The organism is Actinophytocola xinjiangensis, from assembly GCF_001921215.1.
Classification (GTDB): Bacteria; Actinomycetota; Actinomycetes; order Mycobacteriales; family Pseudonocardiaceae; genus Actinophytocola; species Actinophytocola xinjiangensis.
The window spans coordinates 1-21,041 of record NZ_MSIF01000005.1; the positions used below are offsets into that span (position 1 = coordinate 1).

Sequence of the window (21,041 nt, forward strand, 5' to 3'; positions counted from 1 at the left end):
ATTAACCTGTCCAAAAGGCCAGGCACAAGCTCACTAGCATTTATCGGCACACTGTTGAGTTCTCAAACAACACACGCTCATCTACCATGACCCGCCGCGAAGCGAATCAATCGAGAGACGCTAGTTGGTTTACTGCTTGGTTGGGATCCGTCACTCCCTACTTGGAAGACTGAAGTCAGTCTCACTTGGGAGGAGAACCGGTTTCCCTGCGTCGCAGACTGTACCTGGTCCGCTTCGCGATGTCAACTCGCTCGGCCCAGCTCGCTGCTAGCCACTGAAGTGTATCACTGGCTTGCGGTGTCCGCGTCGTCCGGGTCTGGCTCGCTAGTTCCGGGCCCGTCCGCCGCTCTGTGCGACGAGGAGAAAGTTAGCGACTCTGCACGTACAAAGTCAAATCGGCTGGTCAGAGGCGGTTTTCTGCGCGCGGTCAGAGCAACGGGAGCAGCGTGCGGAGCTCGTAGGGGGTCACCGAGCGCCGATAGGCGTCCCACTCGTTGCGCTTGTTCCGGAGGAAGAAGTCGAAGACGTGCTCGCCGAGCGTCTCGGCGAGCAGTTCGGAGTTCTCCATCTCGGCGAGCGCCTCCCCCAGGTTCTGCGGCAGGAGCTTGTACCCGGCCGCGCGACGCTCCGAGTCGGTCAGCGACCACACGTCGTCCTCGGCCGCCGGCGGCAGCTCGTAGTTCTCCTGCACACCCTTGAGCCCAGCCGCCAGGATCACCGCGTACGCCAGGTACGGGTTACAGGCCGAGTCCAGGCTGCGGATCTCCACCCGGCGCGAGGACGCCTTGCCCGGCGAGTACATCGGCACCCGCACGAGCGCCGACCGGTTGGCGTGTCCCCAGCACACCGCCGACGGCGCCTCACCCCCCGCTATCAGGCGTTTGTACGAGTTGACCCACTGATTGGTCACCGCCGAGATCTCCCGGGCGTGACGCAGCAGCCCGGCGACGAACGCCTTGCCGGTCTTGGACAGCTCGTAGGGGTCCTCGCTGTCGTAGAACGCGTTCCGGTCTCCCTCGAACAGGCTCACGTGGGTGTGCATGCCCGACCCGGGTTGCAGCGAGAACGGCTTGGGCATGAACGAGGCCCGGACGCCCTCGGTGATCGCGACTTCCTTGACCACGTACCGAAAGGTCATCACGTTGTCGGCCATGGTGAGCGCGTCGGCGTAGCGCAGGTCGATCTCCTGTTGGCCGGGCGCGCCCTCGTGGTGGCTGAACTCCACCGAGATGCCCATGGCCTCCAGCGTCTCGATGGCGTGCCGGCGGAAGTGCGTCGCCGTGGCGTGGCTCGCCTGGTCGAAGTACCCGCCGTTGTCCGCCGGGATCGGCTCGCGGCCGTCCTCGAACAGCTCGCTGAGCAGGAAGAACTCTATTTCCGGATGCACGTAGCAGGTGAAGCCGGCCTCGCTCGCCCTGGCCAGCGAGCGGCGCAGCACGTGCCGGGGATCGGCCCAGGACGGGGAACCGTCGGGCATCGCGATGTCGCAGAACATCCGGGCCGCGTAGTGATGACCGTCGGGGTTCTCCCACGGCAGGACCTGGAAGGTCGCCGGGTCGGGGCGGGCCACCATGTCCGACTCGGACACCCGCGCGAAGCCCTCGATCGCCGAGCCGTCGAAGCCGATGCCCTCGGCGAACGCGCCCTCCAGCTCCGCCGGCGCCACGGCCACCGACTTGAGGAAACCGAGCACGTCGGTGAACCAGAGCCGCACGAAGCGGATGTCCCGCTCCTCGAGGGTGCGGAGCACGAACTCCTGCTGACGATCCATGTCCGCAGCCTAGGTAGATCGTGTTAACGCCGTGTTTCGACCGGCGCAGGATCACGGATCGGGCGAACGGCGAGCGACAGCAGGGCCGCGACCACGCAGAGGCCCCCGGCGAACCACCAGGCCAGGTCGTAGCTGCCTTCCAGGTCGCGGATCGCCCCCGCGCCCAGCGCCGCGACCGCCGCGCCGACCTGGTGGGAGGCGAACACCCAGCCGAACACGACCGGGCCGGACTCCCCGAACCGGTCACGGCACAGTGCCACGGTCGGCGGCACGGTTGCGATCCAGTCCAGGCCGTAGAAGACGATGAACACCCACATGCTCGGCTCGGTCCCCGGCGCGAACAGCGACGGCAGGACCAGCAGGGACAGGCCGCGCAGCGTGTAGTAGGCGCCGAGCAGCAGGCGCGGGTCGACCCGGTCGGTCAGCCAGCCGGACAGGACCGTGCCGGCGATGTCGAAGATGCCGATCAGCGCGAGCAGCGACGCGGCCGTGGTGTGCGGCATCCCGTGGTCGTGCGCGGCGGAGACGAAGTGCGTGCCGACCAGGCCGCTGGTGGACGCGCCACAGATCGCGAAACCCCCGGCGAGCAGCCAGAACGTCCTGGTTCGGGCGGCGGCCCTGAGCACGTTGACCGCGCGCAGGACGCTGTTGCCGGATGGCATGACAGTTGCGGTCGAGGTGGGCACGGGCGCGCCGTAGGCGGTGGTGCCGACGTCGGCGGGGTGGTCGCGCAGCAGGGTGAGGACCAGCGGGACGACGGCCAGGGCGGCGATCGCGACGACCAGCGACGGCGTGCGCCAGCCGTGGTCGGTGGCGAGGCTGGCGACCAGGGGCAGGAAGACCAGTTGGCCGGTGGCGCCCGCGGCCGTGAGCAGGCCGCTGACCAGGCCCCGGTGGCGGACGAACCAGCGGCTGGTGACCGTCGCGACGAAGGCCATGGACATCGAACCGGTGCCGACGCCGACGAGCACTCCCCAGCACAGCAGCAGTTGCCAGCTCTCGGTCATGACGACCGTGAGGCCGCTGCCGGCGGCCACCAGGACCAGGGCGCCGGCGACCACCCGGCGCATGCCGAAGGTGTCCATCAGGGCGGCGGCGAAGGGGCTGATCAGGCCGAAGAGCACCAGGTTGATCGACACCGCGGCCGAGATCGTGGCCCGCGACCAGCCGAACTCCTCGTGCAGCGGGTCGATCAGCACGCTGGGCACCGCGCGGAAACCGGCGGCCCCGATGAGGGTGACGAACGCCGCGATGGCGACCCACCACGCCCAGTGCAGTCGGAGAAGTCGCTGTTCAGGCCGTTGTCCCGGCTCGGTCCGCGTCACGGCGACAAGCCTGTGCGAGACGCTCCGGCCTGACGAGTGGCCTGATCGCCAATATGTGAAAGGATCTGGCCAGTCCCGAGTTCGACGTGCGACGGAGGTGTGCCGGTGACGCACGAGGTCGTGGTCCTCGCCCTGGACCCGGTGAACGGCTACGACCTGGCCATCCCGTCGCAGATCTTCGGATCGGCCGGCGGCGACCGGTACCGGGTGCGGGTGTGCGGACTCGACACGTCCCCCGTTCGGGTTCAGTCCGAGTACGCGATCGTGCCTGACTTCGGGGCCGAGGTCCTGGCCGAGGCGGACACCGTGATCGTGCCGGGGACCCAGCTGGCCGGGCCCCGGCAGAGCGGTGAACTGCCCTCACGCGTCGCGGAAGCGTTCGCCACCATCCCCTCATCAGCGCGGATCATGTCGATCTGCACGGGGGCGTTCGTGCTGGCAGCGGCCGGACTGCTCGACGGACGGCCGGCGACGACCCACTGGGCGCACGCCTACACCTTCCGGCAGCTGTACCCGAACGTGTTGCTCGACGAGAACGTGTTGTTCGTCGATGACGGAGAGGTACTGACCTCGGCGGGGCTGGGCGCCGGCGTCGACCTGTGCCTGCACGTCGTGCGGCGCGACCACGGCGCCGAGGTGGCCAACCGGGCCGCTCGCTACTGCGTGGTGCCGCCGTGGCGCGAGGGCGGCCAGTCACAGTTCATCGACCGGCACGTACCCGACGGCGGCACCGACGGCACGGCGCCGACCAGGGCGTGGGCGCTGCGCCACCTCGACCGCCCGCTCGACCTGGCCACGCTGGCCAGACACGCGAGGATGAGCGTGCGCACGTTCTCCCGGCGCTTCCGCGCCGAGACCGGCCTGTCCCCCGGCACGTGGCTGGTCCAGCAGCGGGTGCGGCACGCCATGCACCTGCTCGAATCGACCGATCTCGCCGTCGACGACGTCGCCGGCCGGGCCGGGCTGGGCACCGGCGCGTCGCTGCGTCAGCACATGCGGGCGGCACACGGTGTATCGCCGCTGGCCTACCGCCGGACCTTCCGCGCCGGCTGAGCCGTCCCGCCGCTCGACCGTTTTCTCGGACCGGGCATCGCTCTCAGGTACGCGGTTCTACGATTCCGGCATGATGCGCCGGATCCTGCTCGCCGTGCTCGCGTGTACGGCCGTGGCAGCCACCGCCTGCTCCTCCTCCGACGAACCGGCCGGCGATCTGCCGGACGGGGCCGGGCTGCTCAAGGACGCGGCGGCGACCACGGCGAAGATCGAGGCGGCGCACTTCACGCTGACGGTCAACGGTGAGGTCCCCGGCCTGGACGTGCGCTCGGCCGAGGGTGACCTGACCCGCGAGGGCGACGGCGGCGCCGCGCAGGGCACGGTGTCGATGAACCTGCTCGGGCAGCTGTTCGAGGGTGAGTTCGTGCTGGTCGACGACAAGGTGTGGATCAAGGGGCCGACCGGCGACCACCAGGAGCTGCCGGCGTCGATGGTCGCCAACCTCTACGACCCCGGCGCGATCCTCGACCCGGAGCGCGGGGTGGCGAACGTGCTCTCCAACGTGCAGGACCCGGCCACGGAGGGCACCGAGGACATCGATGGTGAGTCCACCTATCGGGTGAAGGGCAAGGTGGCGCGTGACGTCGTCTCCAGCCTGGTCCCGGGGATCGACTCGGACGTCGAGATCACGTTCTGGGTGCTCCAGGACGGCGACCACCGGCCGGTGAAGGCCAGCGTCGCGGTGCCGGCCGACGGCGACCCGAGCGTCGACGTGACGTTGTCCGACGTCGGCAAGCAGGTCGACATCACGCCGCCGGCCTGATGACGGCCGCGGAGACCACCCAGGAGACCATCACCCCCGCCGGCAGGGGACGCGCGATCGCGATCAGCGCCGGCGGGCTGGCCGTGCTGCTGGGCGCACTGGACACCTACGTCGTCGTCAGCGTCCTGCGGCAGATCATCGACGACCTCCAGATCCCGGTGAACCGACTCGAACGGGTTACCCCGATCGTGACCGGTTACCTGCTGGGCTACGTCGCCGCGATGCCGCTGCTCGGACAGGCGTCCGACCGGTTCGGGCGCAAGGCACTGCTGCAGGTGTGCCTCGTCGGCTTCATCGCCGGCTCGGTGGTCACCGCGATCGCCGACGACCTGGTCGTGCTGGTGATCGGCCGGGTGATCCAGGGTGTCGCCAGCGGCGCGTTGTTGCCGGTGACCATGGCACTGGTCGCCGATCTGTGGGCGACCCACAAGCGCTCGGCTGTGCTCGGCGCGGTCGGCGCCGCGCAGGAACTGGGCTCGGTCCTCGGACCGCTGTACGGGATCGCGATCGCGGCGGTCGCCGGGTGGCGCGGGGTGTTCTGGGTGAACGTGCCGCTCGCGGTGCTGGCGATGATCGCGGTGCACTTCACCGTGCCGTCGGTGCGCTCGGCCACCCGGGCGTCGGTCGACGTCGTCGGGGCCGCGCTGCTGACCGTCGTGCTCGGGCTGGCGGTGATCGGGCTGTACAACCCGGAACCGCGCGAACGGGTTCTGCCGCCGTGGGGGGTGCCGCTGCTGATCGCGGCGGCCGTCGCGCTGGTGTGCTTCGTGCTGTGGGAGCGGCGCGCGCGGACCAAGCTGATCGACACCCGAGGCGTGTCACTGCGACCGTTTCTTGCCACGCTCGGTGCAAGCCTCGCCGCCGGCGCGGCACTGATGGTGACGCTGGTCAACGTCGACCTGTTCGCCCAGACCCTGCTCGGCCGCGACGACACCGGCAGCGTGCTGCTGCTGGTCCGGTTCCTGGTCGCGCTCCCGATCGGGGCGCTGGCCGGTGGCTGGCTGGCCGCCCGGTTCGGCGACCGGTTGCCGGCGGTGATCGGCATGCTGGTGGCGGCCGTCGGGTTCCTGCTGATCTCCGGGTGGCCGGTCGACGTGCTGGCCGCCCGGCACGACCTCGGTTTCGTCGCGCTGCCGCGCCTTGACGTGGACCTGGTGGTGACCGGCCTCGGGTTGGGCCTCGTGATCGCCCCGCTGTCGTCCGCCGCGCTGCGCGTCGTGCCAACCGAGCAGCACGGTGTCGCCGCCGCTGGCGTGGTGGTCGCCCGAATGACCGGAATGCTGATCGGTGTGGCGGGTCTGGCGGCCTGGGGCCTGCACCGCTTCCACACCATGACAGCTGACCTGAATACGCCGCTGCCGTTCGGCAAGTCGCCAGAGCAGGTGGAACGCGAGGTCGAGGCGTACCGGGCGGCGGTGAACGACGCGCTGCTCACCCAGTACAACGAGATGTTCCTGATCACGGCGTTCGTCTGCGTCGCGGGCGCGATCCTCGCGGTGTTCGTGACCGGCCGGCGCACGAAGGACTGATGGTCACCGCGCTGCTGGTGGCCGGCGGCCTGGCCACCCCGATCACCGGCCTGCTGATCCGGCCCAACGCGACCGGCGCCCGGCACGGCATGGTGATGTTCGTCGACATAGCACGTTTCGGCTGGTACGGGTACGCCCTGGCCGCGGCCGTGATGGTGACGCTGGCGGTCATCGGGGTGCGGGCCGGGACGCCCGCCGGACGCCGGCGCGCGGTGTCCCTGGCCGGCGTGCTGATGGGGTTGACGGTCGCGCTCGGGGCGATGCACGCGTGGTTCGTCTGGCACGGGGTGTTCCTCGACCGGGGCCAGGAACTGCTGACCGCGGTCGCGGTCGCGGTGGCCGCGGCGGCGGTGTTCGCGCTGGTCACGGCACGTTCTCGCCTACGCTGAACCGAACCGTTCGCGTGCCGAAGCCTGTGGACAACTCCCTCGCGTGAGCCTGGTCCGTCGGGGGTCGCGACTACCCTTGACGCAAGGGATCCCCTTTCCCGCGGGGTGAGGAGTGGGGTGGAGATTTGCCTTCGCAACTGTCTGTGTGCGCTGATGCGAGGCGGTGACCAGGTCTGGGGCCGGATCGGGCCCACGTTCCGGGCCTCCCCCTGGTGCGGGGTGAGGTGAGCGGTGTCGGCGGTGCGGGGAGTCGGGAAGGTGGGGCGAGCGGCGTGGGGCCCGAGTGGCGGGCGCTGGCAGACGGCGCGAAGGCCGCAAAATGGCGGGAGCGGGGCCAACCGCGCGGGGCTCAGGAAGGTGACGCGAGCGAAGCCGACGGCACGGGGGCCAGCACGGCGCCGGAACGGTGCCGGCGACGCAGGGCCCAACACAGTGCCGAAACAGTGCCGGCGACGCAGGGCCCAACGGTTCCGGCAACACCAGACCCAACACGGTGCCGGCGACGCCGGGGCTCAGCGCGGTGCCGGTGGCGCCGGAGCCCGGCTGTGGCGAAACCTCGGGGGCCGTGGGTCAGGGTTGGCAGCGGGTGCCTTCGCTGGGGAGGGTGCCGTCGGTCAGGTAGTCGGTGCCGGCTTCGTCCACGCAGGGGTTGCCCTGGAGGAAGACGGTGTGCTGGGTCGCCTCGAAGGTCAGGAGGGCGCCGTTGAGGGCCTTGGCCAGGGAGACGCCGGCCTGGTAGGGGGTCGCGGGGTCGCCGGTGGTGGAGATGACCAGGATCGGGGGGACGCCCTCCACCTGGGGCAGGTGGGGTTGGCCGGTGTTGGGGACCGGCCAGAAGGCGCAGCTGTCGCGGGCCGTCGACGGGGGGTTGCCGTCGTCGAGGAAGGGGGCGGCGGCCTTGTAGCGCTCGTTGACCTCGGCGACCTTCGCGGGGTCGGTCACCCGGGGGTCGTCGACGCAGCGGATGGCGACGAACGCGTCCTGGGTGGTCGTGTACTCACCATCCGTCGATCGTTCGAGGTACAGGTCGGCGAGCATCATGAGGGTGTCGCCCCGGTGTTGCCGGAGTTCGTTCAGGCCCGTTTGCAGGTGGTCCCACAGCTGCTCCGAATAGAGAGCCTGGACGGTTCCGGTCGTGGCGTCCTCGTAGGACAGGGGGCGACCGTCGCCCACATCGATCGGGGACTCGGCCAGGGGGCGAACCAGGGACTGGTAGTCCGCGTTCGCCGAACTCGCCGAGGTGAAGGGGCAGTCCTGCTGGTCCAGGCACCACGTGACGAAGTCGTCGAAAGCCTCCTGGAAGCCCTTGCCCTGGGCCACCACCTCCTCCACCGGGTCCTTGTTCGGATCCACCGCACCGTCGAGGACCATCGCCCGAACACTGTCGGGGAACGTCTCCGCGTAGGTGCTGCCGATGCGGGTTCCGTAGGAGAAACCGACATAGTTCAGCTTCTCGTCGCCCAGGGCCGAGCGCAGCACGTCCATGTCCTTCACGACGTCCCTCGTGCCCAGGTTGGCCAGCATGTCGCTGCCGAACTCGGTGCGCTGCTCGCAGTTCGCCGCGTAGTCGCGGTTCTCCTGCTCGGCGCGCGCCACCCCCGCCGGGGACGCGTCCAGCTCCGAGTCGTCCGCGCGGTCGGCGTCGCGTTCCTCCCCGGTCACACAGCTGATCGTGGGCTCGCTGGACCCGACCCCGCGCGGATCGAAGCCGACGAAGTCGAAACGGTCGGCCAGGTCCTCGTTCTCCGCCGCCAGCGACGCCGCCGTCGACAGGCCCGCCACGCCAGGACCACCGGGGTTGACCATCAGCGAACCGATGCGTTCCGACTCGTCACCGGCCGACCGGCGCAGCACACCGATCCGGATCGTCTCGCCCGACGGGTCGGCGTAGTCCAGCGGCACCGACAGGCGGGTGCACTCCACCGCCGGGTCCGCCAGCGGCTGCGAGTCGAACTCGCCGGTCGCGTAGTCGGCGCACTTCTCCCAGGTCAGGGTCTGGGCATAGAACTCCTCCAGCTCCGGGGGAACCTCACCGGCCGGGCCCGCGCTCTGCTCGTAGGGCAGCTCCCGTTCGGCGTCCTCACCGACACGTGAGGTGCAGCCGGACGCCACGAGAGCGAGCATGATGGCCGACAGCGACAGCCGGCGAGGCAGAGAACGGGTCACACGGCCGATCCTGCCATCGGAACGTGAATAGGCTGTGTTGGTTGGCCAGGAACCACTCGACGCCCCGCACCGTTACCGTGCAGGGCGGTTGTGTGAGCGAGCGAGGAGGTGAGCGTCGGTGGCGGCGTTCTTGCGGCGGGTCAAGGACCGGTTCAGCCGGCTCCTGGATCGTCCGGCCACCGTCGACATCTCCAAGTACCAGGAGCTGCTGAAAAGCATCGACTGGCGCGAGACGAAACTCGAGAAGCTCCCCGACGAGGAGCTGACCGAGGCCGCCACGCGACTGCGGGAGAAGGTCACCGGCGAGGACTACGACGAGAAAACGCTGGCCGAGCTGTGTGCGCTGGGGCGCGAGGCCGCCCGCCGCTCGCTCGACGAACGGCCCTACGACGTGCAGCTGCTCGGCGTGATGGAGCTGCTCGCCGGGCACATCGTGCAGATGGCCACCGGTGAGGGCAAGACGCTCGCCGGGGCGCTGGCCGCCGCCGGGTACGCGCTGCGCGGCAAGGCCGTGCACGTCATGTCCGTCAACGACTACCTGGCCCGGCGCGACGCCGAATGGATGGGCCCCATCTACGAGCTGCTCGGCGTGTCCGTCGGCTGGGTCGCCCAGACCTCCACCCCCGAGGAACGCCGCGCCGCCTACCGCAAGGACGTCACCTACGGCTCGGTCAGCGAGATCGGGTTCGACGTCCTGCGTGACCGGCTGTGCACCGACGTCGACGACATGGTCGGCCGCGAACCGGGCGTGGTGCTGGTCGACGAGGCCGACTCGGTGCTCATCGACGAGGCCAAGGTGCCGCTGGTGCTGGCCGGCTCGTCGGCCGAGGCCGAGACCGACCCCGAGGTCGCCAAGATCGTCCGCTCGCTGCGGCCCGGCGCCCACTACCAACGCGACGAGGACGGCCGCAACGCGTGGCTCACCTCACGCGGCGCGAAAGCCGTCGAAAAGGCCCTCGGCGACATCGACCTGTACTCCGGCGAGCACAGCGACCGGCTGGCCGCGGTCAACGCCGCGCTGCACGCGCACGCCCTGCTCGAACGTGACGTCGATTACATCGTCCGCGACGGCAAGGTCCACCTGATCAACAGCTCCCGGGGCCGGATCGCGCTGCGCCAGCGCTGGCCCGACGGTTTGCAGGCCGCCGTCGAGGCCAAGGAGCGGCTGCGGCCCACCGAGAGCGGCGAGGTCCTCGACTCGATCAGCGTGCAGGGCCTCATCGGCCGCTACCCCCGGGTGTGCGGGATGACCGGCACCGCGGTGGCCGTCGCCGAGCAGCTGCGGGAGTTCTACGAGCTGCGGGTCGCGGTGATCCCGCCGAACACGCCGTGCGTGCGCGAGGACGACCCCGACCGTCTCTACGACACCGTCGAGGCCAAGGAGGAGGCGATCGTCGCCGAGATCGCCTCCACCCACGAGACCAACCGGCCGATCCTCATCGGCACCCGCGACGTCGCCGAGTCCGAGCGGCTGGCCAAGATGCTCGCCGAGGCCGACGTGCCGTGCGTGGTGCTCAACGCCAAGAACGACGCCGAGGAAGCCGCGATCGTCGCCGACGCCGGCGCCTACGGCGCGGTCACCGTGTCCACCCAGATGGCCGGCCGCGGCACCGACATCCGTCTCGGCGGCCGCGACGGCGCCGACCACGACAAGGTCGCCGAACTCGGCGGGCTGCTGGTCATCGGCACCGGCCGCTACCAGTCCTCGCGGCTGGACGACCAGCTGCGCGGGCGCGCCGGACGTCAGGGCGACCCCGGCGGCTCGGTCATGTTCGCCTCGCTGGCCGACGAGCAGGTCGTGCAGTACGCGCCGGACGCCACCGCCGGCGCCGAACCCGACGACGACGGCAAGCTCACCGACCCGACCACCACGCGGTTCGTCGACCACGCGCAGAAGGTGTCCGAAGGTGTCCAGCTGGAGATCCACCGCAACACCTGGCGCTACACGCGGCTGATCGAGCACCAGCGCAAGGTGCTGCTCGAACACCGCGACGAGCTGCTCACCACCGACCTGGCCGCCACCGAACTGGCCGCGCTGTGCGCCGACCGGTGGTCGGAGCTGTCGGAGGAGTGGTCCGAGGACGTGCTGGAACGCGCGGCGCGCCAGGTCATGCTCTACCACGTCGACGAGCGCTGGACCGAGCACCTGGCGTTCCTCGCCGACGTCCGCGAAACCATCCACCTGCGGGCGCTGGCCAAGGAAACGCCGATCGACGAGTTCCACCGCACCGCCATCCCGGTGTTCCGGCAGATCCCCGACGAGATCGCCGAGCGCGCCGCCGAGACGTTCGCGACGGTCGAGATCACCGAGGACGGGGCCGCGTTGGAGGCCGCCGGGCTGCGCCGGCCGTCGTCGACCTGGACGTACATGGTGCACGACAACCCGTTCGACACCGACGCCGAGCAGGCACTCCAGCGGGTCCGCGCGATGATCAAGAACGTGCGTGGCGGTGCCCGCCGATAGCCTTTTTCGCCTGGGAGGCGAAAACATGCGAGGATGGCCGTATGGCTCAGCTACGCATCGCCTTGGCGCAGGTCAACGCCACCGTCGGGGATCTCGCGGGTAACGCGGGGCTCGTCCTCGACCAGGCCCGACAGGCCCGCGAGGCCGGCGCGCACGTCGTGGTCCTGCCGGAGATGGTGCTCACCGGCTACCCCGTCGAGGACCTCGCGCCGCGCGAGTCGTTCGCCCGGGCCTCGCGGGAGGCGCTCGGTGAGCTGGCCGGGCGGCTCGGCGACCAGGGCTGCGGGGACCTCGCGGTCGTCGTCGGCCACCTGGACCGGGACGAGGCCGGGCCGCGCAACGCGGTCGCCGTGCTGCACGGCGGGAAGGTCGTCGCCACCCAGTACAAGCACCACCTGCCCAACTACGGGGTCTTCGACGAGCGGCGCAACTTCGTCCCCGGCGACACCCTGGACATCGTGCGGGTGCACGGCGTGGACGTCGGCCTGGTGATCTGCGAGGACATCTGGCAGGAGGGCGGGCCGATCGCCGCGCTCGGCGAGGCCGGCGTCGACCTGGTGGTCTCCCCCAACGCCTCGCCCTACGAGCGGGCCAAGGACGACGCGCGGCTGCCGCTGGTGGCCCGCCGCGCCGCCGAGGCCGGGGCGCCGCTGGTGTACGTCAACCTCGTCGGCGGGCAGGACGACCTGGTCTTCGACGGCGACTCGATGGTCGTCGACGCGGCCGGGAACCTGCTGGCCAGGGCGCCGCAGTTCGTCGAGCACCTGATGGTGGTGGACCTGGAGACCACCGCGCGGCGGGCCACGACCGCCGGGCGGGTCGGCGGGTTCACCGTCACCCGCCGCGTCCTGGACGACCAGCCGCTGCCCGCCTACGAGCCGGCGCCCGCGCCGATCGCCGGCGAGCCGCTGGACGAGCTGGCCGAGATGTGGGCGGCGCTGGTGCTGGGTCTGCGGGACTACGTGCGCAAGAACGGGTTCGCGTCGGTCGTGCTTGGCCTGTCCGGCGGGATCGACTCGGCGGTGTGCGCGGCGCTGGCGGTCGACGCGATCGGCGCGGGCAACGTGCACGGGGTGTCGATGCCGTCGGTGTATTCCTCGGACCACTCCCGCTCCGACGCGCTGGACCTGGCGCAACGCACCGGGCTGCACTACGAGGTGCAGCCGATCGCCGAGATGGTGTCGGTGTTCACCGGGCAGCTGGGGCTGACGGGGCTGGCCGAGGAGAACGTGCAGGCCCGCTGCCGGGGCGTGACGCTGATGGGCCTGTCCAACCAGCACGGGCACCTGGTGCTGGCGACCGGCAACAAGACCGAGCTGGCGGTGGGCTACTCGACGATCTACGGGGACGCGGTCGGCGGGTTCGCGCCGATCAAGGACGTGCCCAAGACGCTGGTGTGGGAGCTGGCGCGGTGGCGCAACGCCCAGGGCGACGCGCCGATCCCGGAGGCGTCGATCACCAAGCCGCCCTCGGCGGAGCTGCGGCCCGACCAGCTGGACACCGACTCGCTGCCCGACTACGAGCTGCTCGACCAGGTGCTGGACGACTACGTCGAGGGCGACCTCGGGTACCAGGCCCTGCTGGCCGCCGGGTTCGCGCCGGAGCTGGTGGACCGGGTGCTGCGGATGGTCGACGCCGCCGAGTACAAGCGCCGCCAGTACCCGCCGGGCACGAAGATCTCGTTCCGGGCGTTCGGCCGCGACCGGCGGCTGCCGATCACCAGCGCCTGGCGCGAGGGCAAGTAACGCCTGATCAGGCGCCCCGGAAGGTGCGCCGGTAGGCCGAGGGCGCGGTGTGCATCGCGGCCTGGAAGTGGTGGCGGAAGGTGATCGGGGACTCGAAGCCCACGGCCGAGGCGATGCGTTCGACCGGCATCGTGGTGGCCTCCAGCAGCGGCAGGCTCGCGCGGACCCGCTGGTCGATCAGCCAGCGCAGCGGACTGGTGCCGGCGCAGCGGCCGAAGTGGCGCAGGTAGGTCCGGGGCGACATCAGCGCGACGCGGGCCATGGCCTCGACGGTGATCGGCTCGGCGAGACGGTCGCGCGCCCAGGCCATGCTGGTGGCGACCCGGTTGTCATCGGGGTCGGCGGTGACCGGGGCCTCGATGTACTGGGCCTGCCCGCCCTCCCGGTGCGGCGCGACGACCAGCCGCCGGGCGACCGCGTTGACCACGGCCGCGCCGAAGTCGCGGCGCACGATGTGCAGCGACAGGTCCAGGCCGGCGGCGCAGCCGGCGCTGGTCAGCACGTCGCCGTCGTCGACGTAGAGCGGGGACGGGTCGACGTCGACGGCCGGGTAGCGGCGACGCAGGCGCTCGGCGTAGCGCCAGTGGGTGGTGGCCCGGTGGCCGTCGAGCAGCCCCGCGGCGGCCAGCGCGAACGCGCCGGAGCAGATCGACACCAGCCGCGCGCCCCGGCTGGCGGCCAGGCGTAACGCCGCCACCAGCTCCGGTGAGACCGGCGCGTCGACGTCGTGGACGCTGGGCACGATGACCGTGTCGGCGGCGGCCAGGGCGTCCAGGCCGTGGGGGGTGGTGAGGGTGGCGCCGCCGACGACCCGCACCGGCTCGGGGCGTTCGGTGCAGATCGTCAGCTCGTACCAGGGGGTGTCGATGTCCGGCCAGACCAGGCCGAACACCTCGGTGACGATGCCGGTTTCGAAGGCGGTCATGCCGTCGTAGGCCAGGACGGACACGGTCGGAGCAGCCATGGCGAAATCTTATCGAACAGTGGCGTTCACGCCACTCGCCCGGACCGTCGTCCGAGCGCACGATGGTGTTATGCGTACTTTCCTCCGACACCTCAGGGACCTGATCAACGACTTCGCGTACGGCGTCGACGCCGGCAACGCCATCCGCCACGGCGGCACCCCGCGCGCCCGGCACTCGCGTCGCGCCTGAAGCGCGGCTCGCGCCACGTGTGAAGCTCGCCTCAACGACCGCGCCTGCCCGCCGCCTCGGTGCGAGGCTGGACGGGTAAGCCACCCACAACACCCGGGGACCCGCGCGACGGGCCTCGAGGGAGGGACGGTCGACAATGACGTCAGCAGCAGTTCCCGCCGGCGGCGGCGAGGTAGCCGCCCCCTACGGCACGGGAGCGGGGGCCGCGCCGGACAGGCCGGCCAAGCCGGGCCGGCGGGTCCGCATCCACCACCTGCGGGAGCTCAAGGAGCGCGGCGAGCCGTGGCCCATGCTCACCGCCTACGACATGTACACCGCCCAACTGTTCGACGAGGCCGGGATCCCGGTCCTGCTGGTCGGCGACTCCGCGTCCAACAACGTCTACGGCTACGAGTCCTCGCTGCCGGTCACGGTGGACGAGATGGTGCCGCTGGTGCGGGCGGTGACCCGCTCGGTGAAGCGGGCGCTGGTCGTGGCCGACCTGCCGTTCGGCTCCTACCAGCTCTCGCCGGAGCAGGCGCTGGCCACGTCGGTGCGGATGATGAAGGAAGGCCGGGCGCACGCGGTCAAGCTGGAGGGCGGGCGGGCGTTCGCGCCGCACGTGCGGGCGATCACCCAGGCCGGTGTTCCGGTGATGGGCCACATCGGGTTCACGCCGCAGAGCGAGCACAACCTGGGCGGCTACCGGATCCAGGGCCGGGGCGCGGCGGCCGGCGACGAACTGGTCGCCGACGCGATCGCGTTGCAGGAGGCCGGCGCGTTCTCCGTGGTGATGGAGATGGTGCCGGCCGAGGCGGCCAAGCGGGTCACCCACGAGCTGGAGATCCCGACCATCGGCATCGGCGCCGGCCCGGACTGTGACGCCCAGGTGCTGGTCTGGCAGGACATGATGGGCCTGCGTCAGGGCAAGGCGCCCCGGTTCGTCAAGCGCTACGCCGACCTGGCGGGCGTGATGACCGGTGCGGTGGAGCAGTTCGCGGCCGAGGTCCGTGGCCGCCAGTTCCCCGCCCCGGAGCACGTGTTCCACTGACATTTCGACGCCGAGCGGCCGCCGGGGAAACCCGGCGGCCGTTCTTTTCGTTCCTGGTGTCGATGGGCGCCGGCGTCGCGCGACGTGTAGGCAGAATCGAAAAACTCACCAGGAGACGAATCGATGAGCACGATCGTGGTCGAGACCTTCCTCACCCTCGACGGCGTCCTGCAGGCGCCCGGCGCCCGGGACGAGGACACCGAAGGCGGCTTCACCCACGGCGGCTGGCAGGCGCCGCTGTTCGACGAGGCGATGGGCGAGTTCGTCGGGGAGGCGATGGCGCACACCGAAGGGCTGCTGCTGGGCCGCAAGACCTACGACATCTTCGCCGGGTTCTGGCCCAAGCTCACCGAGGACCACCCCGACTACGCGTTCGGCCAGATCTTCACCGACATGCCCAAGTACGTCGCCACCCGCACGCTGACCAGCGCTGACGTCGACTGGGAGAACACCATCCTGCTCAGCGAGGACATCCCGGCCGAGGTCGCGGAGCTGCGCGCGCAGCCGGGCGGCGAGATCAAGGTCGTGGGCAGCGGGGAGCTCGTGCAGACCCTGCTGGAGCACAACCTGGTCGACCGCTACCGGCTGATGACCTTCCCGGTGATGCTCGGCACCGGCAAGAAGCTGTTCGCCGGCGGCACCGTGCCCCGGGCGTTGGAGCTGGTGGAGTCACGGACGACGCCGGCCGGGGCGGTGATCACCGTCTACCGCCCGACCGGCGAGCCGACCTACGCCTCGTTCGAACCCGCTCACTGAGTGGCCGTGGCCGGCCGGGACTCGAGGTGCGCCTTCAACCGCCCCAGGGTGGTGGCGATGTTGTTGGTGTTGGTCCCGGCCCGGTCCGGCTGTCCGGTGATGAGGATGGCGATCGGGACGAACCAGCGCGGTGCCTTGAGCCAGTTGGTGACGGTCAGCCGGCAGCCGGTGCCCTCAGGCACCAGGTCGTACTCCCAGCGGGAGATCGGCACCAGGAACTGGGCGCGCACCCGGTAGGCGAAGCGGCGGCCGGGCTCGGCCTCGGTGACCAGCGAGTGGGTGACCCAGCGGCGCCAGCGGTTGCGGTTGCTGCCGGCGAACCAGGCGCCGACCCTGGCCTCGGTGGCGCCGCGGATCCACCGCACCTTGTAGAACTCCTCGGCGAACCCGACCATTGTGATCGGGTCGCTGACCAGCCGGTACACCTCGGCGGGCGAGGCGTCGAGCAGCACCTCGCCGGTCGCGAACGGGCGGGCGATCGCCTCCTGGTAGGCCTTCTTCTCCGGCAGGGTCTTGAGCACAGAGCACCTCCGCGTTGCTACGCGCGACCGTGCGGGCGGTCCCAGCCGGACAGGTCGGGCCCCAGCGGGACGATCCTGGTCGGGTTGATGGCGTCGTGGGTGACGTAGTAGTGCCGCTTGATGTGGTCGAAATCGACCGTATCGCCGAAGCCGGGTGTCTGGTAGAGGTCGCGAGCGTAGGCCCAGAGCACGTCCAGTTCCGCGAGTTTGTGCCTGTTGGTCTTGAAGTGGCCGTGGTACACGGCGTCGAACCGGACCAGGGTGGTGAACAGCCTGATGTCGGCCTCGGTGAGGGTGTCGCCGAGCAGGTAGCGCTGCCCGGAGAGGCGTTCGGTGAGCCGGTCGAGTTCGCCGAACAGTGCGGTGAACGCCTCGTCGTAGGCCTGCTGGGAGCCGGCGAACCCGCAGCGGTAGACGCCGTTGTTGACGTTGCGGAAGATCGGGTCCATGACCTCGTCGATCTCGGCGCGCCGGTCGGCCGGGTACAGGTCGGGGGCGTCGGGGCGGTGGAACTCGCGCCACTGGGTCGACAGGTCCAGCGAGATCTGGGGGTAGTCGTTGGTGACCACCGTCCCCGACTCGATGTCCACAATGGACGGAACGGTGACCCGGCCGGTGAACTCCGGGTCGGTGGCCAGGTAGGCCTGGGACAGGTACTCGATCCCCAGCACCGGGTCGCGCCCGCCCTCGTCGAGGGTGAACCGCCAGCCCTTCTCGTCGCGGATCGGGTCCACGACCGCCAGCGAGATCGCCTCCTCCAGCCCCAGCAGCCGCCGCACGATGATCGAGCGGTGCGCCCACGGGCAGGCCAGGCTCACCACCAGCCGGTACCGGCCAGGCTCGGCCCGCCAGCCCGACGAGCCGTCGGCGGTGATCCGCTGGGTGAACCGGTTGGCCTGGCGGACGAACTCGCCGCGCTCCGAGGTTTCCTTGCCGAACTGCGTGGTCGCCATACCGCGAGGCTATGCGCCGTGGAGACTGTGCGCATGCGCTTGTTGTACCCGCCCATCGAGCCGCACGAGCAGGGCATGCTCGACGTCGGCGACGGCCACCGGATCTACTGGGAGGTCTCGGGCAACCCCGCCGGCAAGCCGGTGGTGTTCCTGCACGGCGGGCCGGGCAGCAACACCACCCCGCTGCACCGGCGGCTGTTCGACCCAGCGGCCTACCGGATCGTGCTGGTCGACCAGCGCGGCTGCGGGCGCAGCACGCCGTCGGTGGTGACCTCACGCGCCGGGCTGGTCGCCAACACCACCTGGGACCTGGTCGCCGACCTCGAACAGCTGCGTGAGCTGCTGGGGATCGATCGATGGCAGGTGTTCGGCGGGTCGTGGGGCGCGACGCTGGCCGCCGCCTACGCCCAGACCCACCCGCAGCGGGTGCACGAGATCATCCTGCGCGGGGTGTTCCTGTTGCGGCGCAAGGAACTCGACTGGATGTACCGGGGCGGCGCCGGCAACCTGTTCCCCGAGGCGTGGGCCGAGTTCGCCGCGCTGGTGCCCGACGGTGAGGACCCGCTGCACGCCTACCACCACCTGGTCAACGACCCCTCCCCCGAGGTGGCCGCGCGGGCGGCGGCGGCGTGGAGCAACTGGGAGGGCGCGGCGGTGTCGCTGGTGCCCAGCCCGTCGATGATCGCCACCTACGCCGACCCGACGTTCGCCGTGGCGTTCGCCAGGATCGCGCTGCACTACTTCGTCAACGACGGCTGGCTGGCCGACAACCAGCTGGTGCGCGACGCCGGCAAGCTCGGTGAGATCCCCGGGCGGATCGTGCAGGGCCGCTACGACGCGGTCTGCCCGCCGGCCACCGCGTGGGAGCTGCACCGGGCCTGGCCGGGCTCGACCCTGACGATCCTGCCCGAGGCCGGACACGCGGTGGCCGACCGGGGCGTGCTGGACGCCCTGCTGTCGGCCACCGACGAGTTCCGGCCCTGACTAGCGTCCGACGTCGCTCCTGGCGGCGGCGGCCACGATCCGCACCGACTCGTACCAGGTCAGCACCCGCTCCTCGACCAGCCGCGCGGCCAGGACACCGACGTGCGCCACGAACAGGCCGTGGTGGGACCAGGGCCGGTCGTCGCGGATCAGGTCGTTGACCGTGCAGTCGGGCCCGGTGGCGTGGTTGGTGACACCGCTGTCGACCGTGCCGAGCACGACGGTGGGCCGGGGGTCGGGGGCGGTGCCGCTCTCGGCGCAGACCGGGGTGTCGTAGCGCAGCAGGGTCGACCCGGAGCTGGCGTAGACGTCGCCGGAGCTGTGCACGGCCAGGTGGCCGACGGCCCGGTCGGCGAGCACGGTGCGTTCGCCGTCGCCGTCGGGGTCGAGGCTGAACAGGGTCCGGCCGGCGAGGCTGCCGTAGAGCAGGCCGTCGACCGGGTTGTACTCCAGGGAGCCGGCCGAGCTGGTGGACGAGCCGTAGCTGTGCCGGACGGTGACCTCGGCGGTGTCCACGTCGACGGCGAACACCTCCTGGCCGGCCACGCCCCACAGCCGGCCCTGGTCGTCGAAGCTCAGCGCGGGGATCGTCGGTTTGCCGGGCGCCGGCACGAACTCCCACAGCTTGCGGCCTTCGGCGACCGACCAGGCGAACACCTTCGCCTCGGTCTGCGTCGGCGGCGTCGCGGAGTGTCCACTGTAGATGGTGGTGCCGCCGTAGAGGACGCCGTCGCGGTAGGCCAGCGCCTCGATGCCCTGGTCGGTCACCACGCCGCGTTCGCTGGTCACCAGCTCACCGGTGGCCGGGTCGTACAGCGCGAGCACCCCGGCCAGTTCTCCGAGCACCGCGAGCGTGCCGACCGCGACCAGGTCACCGGCGCCGGTCAGCGCGCGCGGGCGGATCTGGCGCTGGGCCTTGAAGTCGAACAGCCGCTTGGGGTTGTCGGCGTGGCCGGGCTCGGGGTGCGGCGAGTACTCGGGGCTGTGCCAGGGCAGCGCCGGGTCGTAGGCGTAGACCCGCGCGTCGGGGTAGGCGCCGACGTAGAGCGTGCCGTTGTGGTTGAGCATGCCCTCGGACTGGGAGAAGGTGTTGAACTCCTCGATCGCGCCGCTGTCGGGGTTGACCGCGGCGAACCCGCCGTTGAGGAAACCGCCGGTGTAGACCCGGCCGTCGGGGCCCTCGGCCAGGGTCGTGATGTCGATCGGCTCGCCCTGCACGGCCGTCGGCAGGAACGACGAGGCGCCCGTTTCCGGGTTGTAGCGGAACATCTGGCCGCGCCACAGCAGGCCGACGAGGCTCTGGCCCGGGTAGTCGGGGTCGTCGAGCTCGGCCCAGCCGATGCCCCGGGTGTTGGCCACCCGGCCGGTGAACGGCACGCCGGTCTCGGTGAGCTCGCCGGTCGCCGGGTCGTAGCGGACGAGTTCGTTGGACCGGATCAGGTAGACCTCGCCGCCGGTGTCGGCGGGCGAGGGTTCCAGGCCGTGCACGTTCTCGATCCGGTCGACCCACCGGCCGGCGGTGATGTCCCAGACGTGCAGCGGCGCCGGGAACGCCTCGCCGAAACGCACGTAGAGGTGGTCGCCGACCACGTCGACGTCGTAGGCCCAGGACTTGTCGTGGTCGGTCAGGTCCTCGGGCAGCGGCAGGGCGGTGCGCTCGCCGGTGTTCTTGTCGACGGCGTAGACCAGGCCGGGGTTCTCGGTGCCGGCGTAGATGGTGTCGCCGTGGGTGTCGACGCTGCGGACGTAGAGGCGCTCCGGGTCGAGTTGGCCGTAGTCGCGGAACTGGCCGGTGGCCGGGTCGTAGGAGAACAGCGAGCCGCCCGAGGAGGTGCCGCCGTAGACGACCGAGTTCTCGTCGGTGGCCACGTCCCAGACGAAGTCGGCGCCGAACGGCCGGCCGAGGTCGGTGAGGCCGCCGGCCTCGGTCCAGCGGAACAGTTTCGCCGAGCCGTAGGTGCCGACGTAGACGCTGCCGTCGGGGGCCGAGGTGACCGCCCACGAGCCGCCGGAGCCGGTCAGCGGGTAGCGGGCGAGGACCTCGCCGGTGTTCGGGTCGACGGCGTTGAGGTGGGCGGGGGCGCCGGAGGAGGCGCTCCACAGGACGGTCCGCCCGCCGGGTCCTGGGGCGACGACGCCGCCGATGAGCAGCACGTCCTGCAGGGGCGTGCCGATCTCGGTGACCCGGTCGGTGACCTGGTCGCTGGTGGGCGCTGGCTGGGCGCCGGCCGTGGCCGGCGTGGTCAGGGGTAAGGCGATGGCGAGGCTGAGCAGGGCGACGACGCTGCGTTTCATCGGTTCTCCTGGCGTGGGGCCACGGGGTGTCCGGGACTCTAACGCCCAGGGCCAATATCGGTAAAGACCGAAACTGTGGCACTGGTGACCTGGCCCGCGAGGTGTACGGTCCTATAACGGCTCAGACCGAAACCCGCCCCGAG

16 protein-coding genes are annotated in these 21,041 nt (G+C 70.9%); 9 read left to right on the forward strand and 7 right to left on the reverse strand.

The features are described from left to right. Positions 1-427 precede the first annotated feature (427 nt). The gene (gene glnA, locus BLA60_RS12490) at positions 428-1,771 is read right to left on the reverse strand and encodes a type I glutamate--ammonia ligase (RefSeq protein WP_075133027.1); all 1,344 of its coding nucleotides are present in this window, start codon (positions 1,769-1,771) and stop codon (positions 428-430) included. 23 nt (positions 1,772-1,794) lie between these two features. Beyond that, positions 1,795-3,096, reverse strand: coding sequence for an MFS transporter (locus BLA60_RS12495; protein ID WP_075133028.1), 1,302 nt, complete (start codon positions 3,094-3,096; stop codon positions 1,795-1,797). 105 nt (positions 3,097-3,201) lie between these two features. Here BLA60_RS12495 and BLA60_RS12500 point away from each other — a divergent pair, with 105 nt between their 5' ends. The 4 genes from BLA60_RS12500 to BLA60_RS12515 all read left to right on the forward strand — a co-directional run bounded on the left by BLA60_RS12500 (position 3,202) and on the right by BLA60_RS12515 (position 6,830). Further along, positions 3,202-4,149: a GlxA family transcriptional regulator gene (locus BLA60_RS12500; RefSeq protein WP_075133360.1), complete on the forward strand. Its 948-nt coding sequence runs from the start codon at positions 3,202-3,204 to the stop codon at positions 4,147-4,149. A gap of 70 nt (positions 4,150-4,219) precedes the next feature. Beyond that, complete coding sequence (locus BLA60_RS12505) at positions 4,220-4,912, forward strand: LppX_LprAFG lipoprotein (RefSeq protein ID WP_075133029.1); 693 nt, start codon at positions 4,220-4,222, stop codon at positions 4,910-4,912. After that, positions 4,912-6,441, forward strand: coding sequence for an MFS transporter (locus BLA60_RS12510; RefSeq protein ID WP_075133030.1), 1,530 nt, complete (start codon positions 4,912-4,914; stop codon positions 6,439-6,441). Before BLA60_RS12505 ends, BLA60_RS12510 begins: the two co-directional genes overlap by 1 nt. Beyond that, on the forward strand, positions 6,441-6,830 hold the full coding sequence (locus tag BLA60_RS12515) for a hypothetical protein (protein WP_075133031.1): 390 nt from the start codon (positions 6,441-6,443) through the stop codon (positions 6,828-6,830). The genes BLA60_RS12510 and BLA60_RS12515 overlap by 1 nt, the downstream gene beginning before the upstream one ends. A 570-nt stretch (positions 6,831-7,400) precedes the next feature. On the opposite strand, the gene BLA60_RS12520 is transcribed toward BLA60_RS12515, so the two are convergent. Further along, positions 7,401-8,954 carry an alpha/beta hydrolase gene (locus tag BLA60_RS12520; protein WP_154814346.1) on the reverse strand — a complete coding sequence of 518 codons (1,554 nt, stop codon included), beginning with the start codon at positions 8,952-8,954 and terminating at the stop codon, positions 7,401-7,403. 160 nt (positions 8,955-9,114) lie between these two features. On the opposite strand from BLA60_RS12520, the gene secA2 reads away from it, so the two are divergent. Together secA2 and BLA60_RS12530 are read left to right on the forward strand one after the other, a co-directional pair. Then, entirely contained in the window at positions 9,115-11,460 is a 2,346-nt protein-coding gene (gene secA2 / locus BLA60_RS12525; protein WP_075133032.1) for an accessory Sec system translocase SecA2, read from the forward strand. 41 nt (positions 11,461-11,501) lie between these two features. After that, the gene (locus BLA60_RS12530) at positions 11,502-13,205 is read left to right on the forward strand and encodes an NAD+ synthase (RefSeq protein WP_075133033.1); all 1,704 of its coding nucleotides are present in this window, start codon (positions 11,502-11,504) and stop codon (positions 13,203-13,205) included. A gap of 7 nt (positions 13,206-13,212) precedes the next feature. Here BLA60_RS12530 and BLA60_RS12535 read toward each other — a convergent pair whose 3' ends face one another. Continuing rightward, positions 13,213-14,169 carry a helix-turn-helix domain-containing protein gene (locus BLA60_RS12535; protein ID WP_075133034.1) on the reverse strand — a complete coding sequence of 319 codons (957 nt, stop codon included), beginning with the start codon at positions 14,167-14,169 and terminating at the stop codon, positions 13,213-13,215. A 326-nt stretch (positions 14,170-14,495) separates the two neighbouring features. Between BLA60_RS12535 and panB the strand changes: the two genes are divergently transcribed. Continuing rightward, a complete protein-coding gene (gene panB, locus BLA60_RS12540) occupies positions 14,496-15,389 on the forward strand; it encodes a 3-methyl-2-oxobutanoate hydroxymethyltransferase (RefSeq protein ID WP_075133035.1) in 894 nt (297 codons plus the stop codon). 123 nt (positions 15,390-15,512) lie between these two features. Continuing rightward, positions 15,513-16,145 carry a dihydrofolate reductase family protein gene (locus tag BLA60_RS12545; protein ID WP_075133036.1) on the forward strand — a complete coding sequence of 211 codons (633 nt, stop codon included), beginning with the start codon at positions 15,513-15,515 and terminating at the stop codon, positions 16,143-16,145. On the opposite strand, the gene BLA60_RS12550 is transcribed toward BLA60_RS12545, so the two are convergent. Together BLA60_RS12550 and BLA60_RS12555 are read right to left on the reverse strand one after the other, a co-directional pair. Further along, positions 16,139-16,666, reverse strand: a complete 528-nt coding sequence (locus BLA60_RS12550) for an SRPBCC family protein (RefSeq protein ID WP_245811953.1) — start codon at positions 16,664-16,666, stop codon at positions 16,139-16,141. The genes BLA60_RS12545 and BLA60_RS12550 overlap by 7 nt on opposite strands. Before the next feature lie 17 nt (positions 16,667-16,683). Continuing rightward, positions 16,684-17,619 (reverse strand): glutathione S-transferase family protein, encoded by a 936-nt coding sequence (locus tag BLA60_RS12555; protein WP_075133037.1) that lies wholly within the window; start codon positions 17,617-17,619, stop codon positions 16,684-16,686. Between the two features lie 33 nt (positions 17,620-17,652). Here BLA60_RS12555 and pip point away from each other — a divergent pair, with 33 nt between their 5' ends. Next, the gene (gene pip / locus BLA60_RS12560) at positions 17,653-18,603 is read left to right on the forward strand and encodes a prolyl aminopeptidase (protein ID WP_211288710.1); all 951 of its coding nucleotides are present in this window, start codon (positions 17,653-17,655) and stop codon (positions 18,601-18,603) included. On the opposite strand, the gene BLA60_RS12565 is transcribed toward pip, so the two are convergent. Further along, on the reverse strand, positions 18,604-20,898 hold the full coding sequence (locus BLA60_RS12565; protein ID WP_075133039.1) for an outer membrane protein assembly factor BamB family protein: 2,295 nt from the start codon (positions 20,896-20,898) through the stop codon (positions 18,604-18,606). Between the last annotated feature and the right edge of the window lie 143 nt (positions 20,899-21,041).

Excerpts from the sequence above, each read along its gene's own strand:
- glnA (WP_075133027.1), bottom strand. The coding sequence starts at position 1,771 with ATGGATCGTCAGCAGGAGTTCGTGCTCCGCACCCTCGAGGAGCGGGAC.
- BLA60_RS12505 (WP_075133029.1), top strand. The coding sequence starts at position 4,220 with ATGATGCGCCGGATCCTGCTCGCCGTGCTCGCGTGTACGGCCGTGGCA.
- BLA60_RS12510 (WP_075133030.1), top strand. The coding sequence starts at position 4,912 with ATGACGGCCGCGGAGACCACCCAGGAGACCATCACCCCCGCCGGCAGG.
- BLA60_RS12515 (WP_075133031.1), top strand. The coding sequence starts at position 6,441 with ATGGTCACCGCGCTGCTGGTGGCCGGCGGCCTGGCCACCCCGATCACC.
- BLA60_RS12520 (WP_154814346.1), bottom strand. The coding sequence starts at position 8,954 with ATGCTCGCTCTCGTGGCGTCCGGCTGCACCTCACGTGTCGGTGAGGAC.
- BLA60_RS12530 (WP_075133033.1), top strand. The coding sequence starts at position 11,502 with ATGGCTCAGCTACGCATCGCCTTGGCGCAGGTCAACGCCACCGTCGGG.
- BLA60_RS12535 (WP_075133034.1), bottom strand. The coding sequence starts at position 14,169 with ATGGCTGCTCCGACCGTGTCCGTCCTGGCCTACGACGGCATGACCGCC.
- panB (WP_075133035.1), top strand. The coding sequence starts at position 14,496 with ATGACGTCAGCAGCAGTTCCCGCCGGCGGCGGCGAGGTAGCCGCCCCC.
- BLA60_RS12545 (WP_075133036.1), top strand. The coding sequence starts at position 15,513 with ATGAGCACGATCGTGGTCGAGACCTTCCTCACCCTCGACGGCGTCCTG.
- BLA60_RS12555 (WP_075133037.1), bottom strand. The coding sequence starts at position 17,619 with ATGGCGACCACGCAGTTCGGCAAGGAAACCTCGGAGCGCGGCGAGTTC.
- pip (WP_211288710.1), top strand. The coding sequence starts at position 17,653 with ATGCGCTTGTTGTACCCGCCCATCGAGCCGCACGAGCAGGGCATGCTC.
- BLA60_RS12565 (WP_075133039.1), bottom strand. The coding sequence starts at position 20,898 with ATGAAACGCAGCGTCGTCGCCCTGCTCAGCCTCGCCATCGCCTTACCC.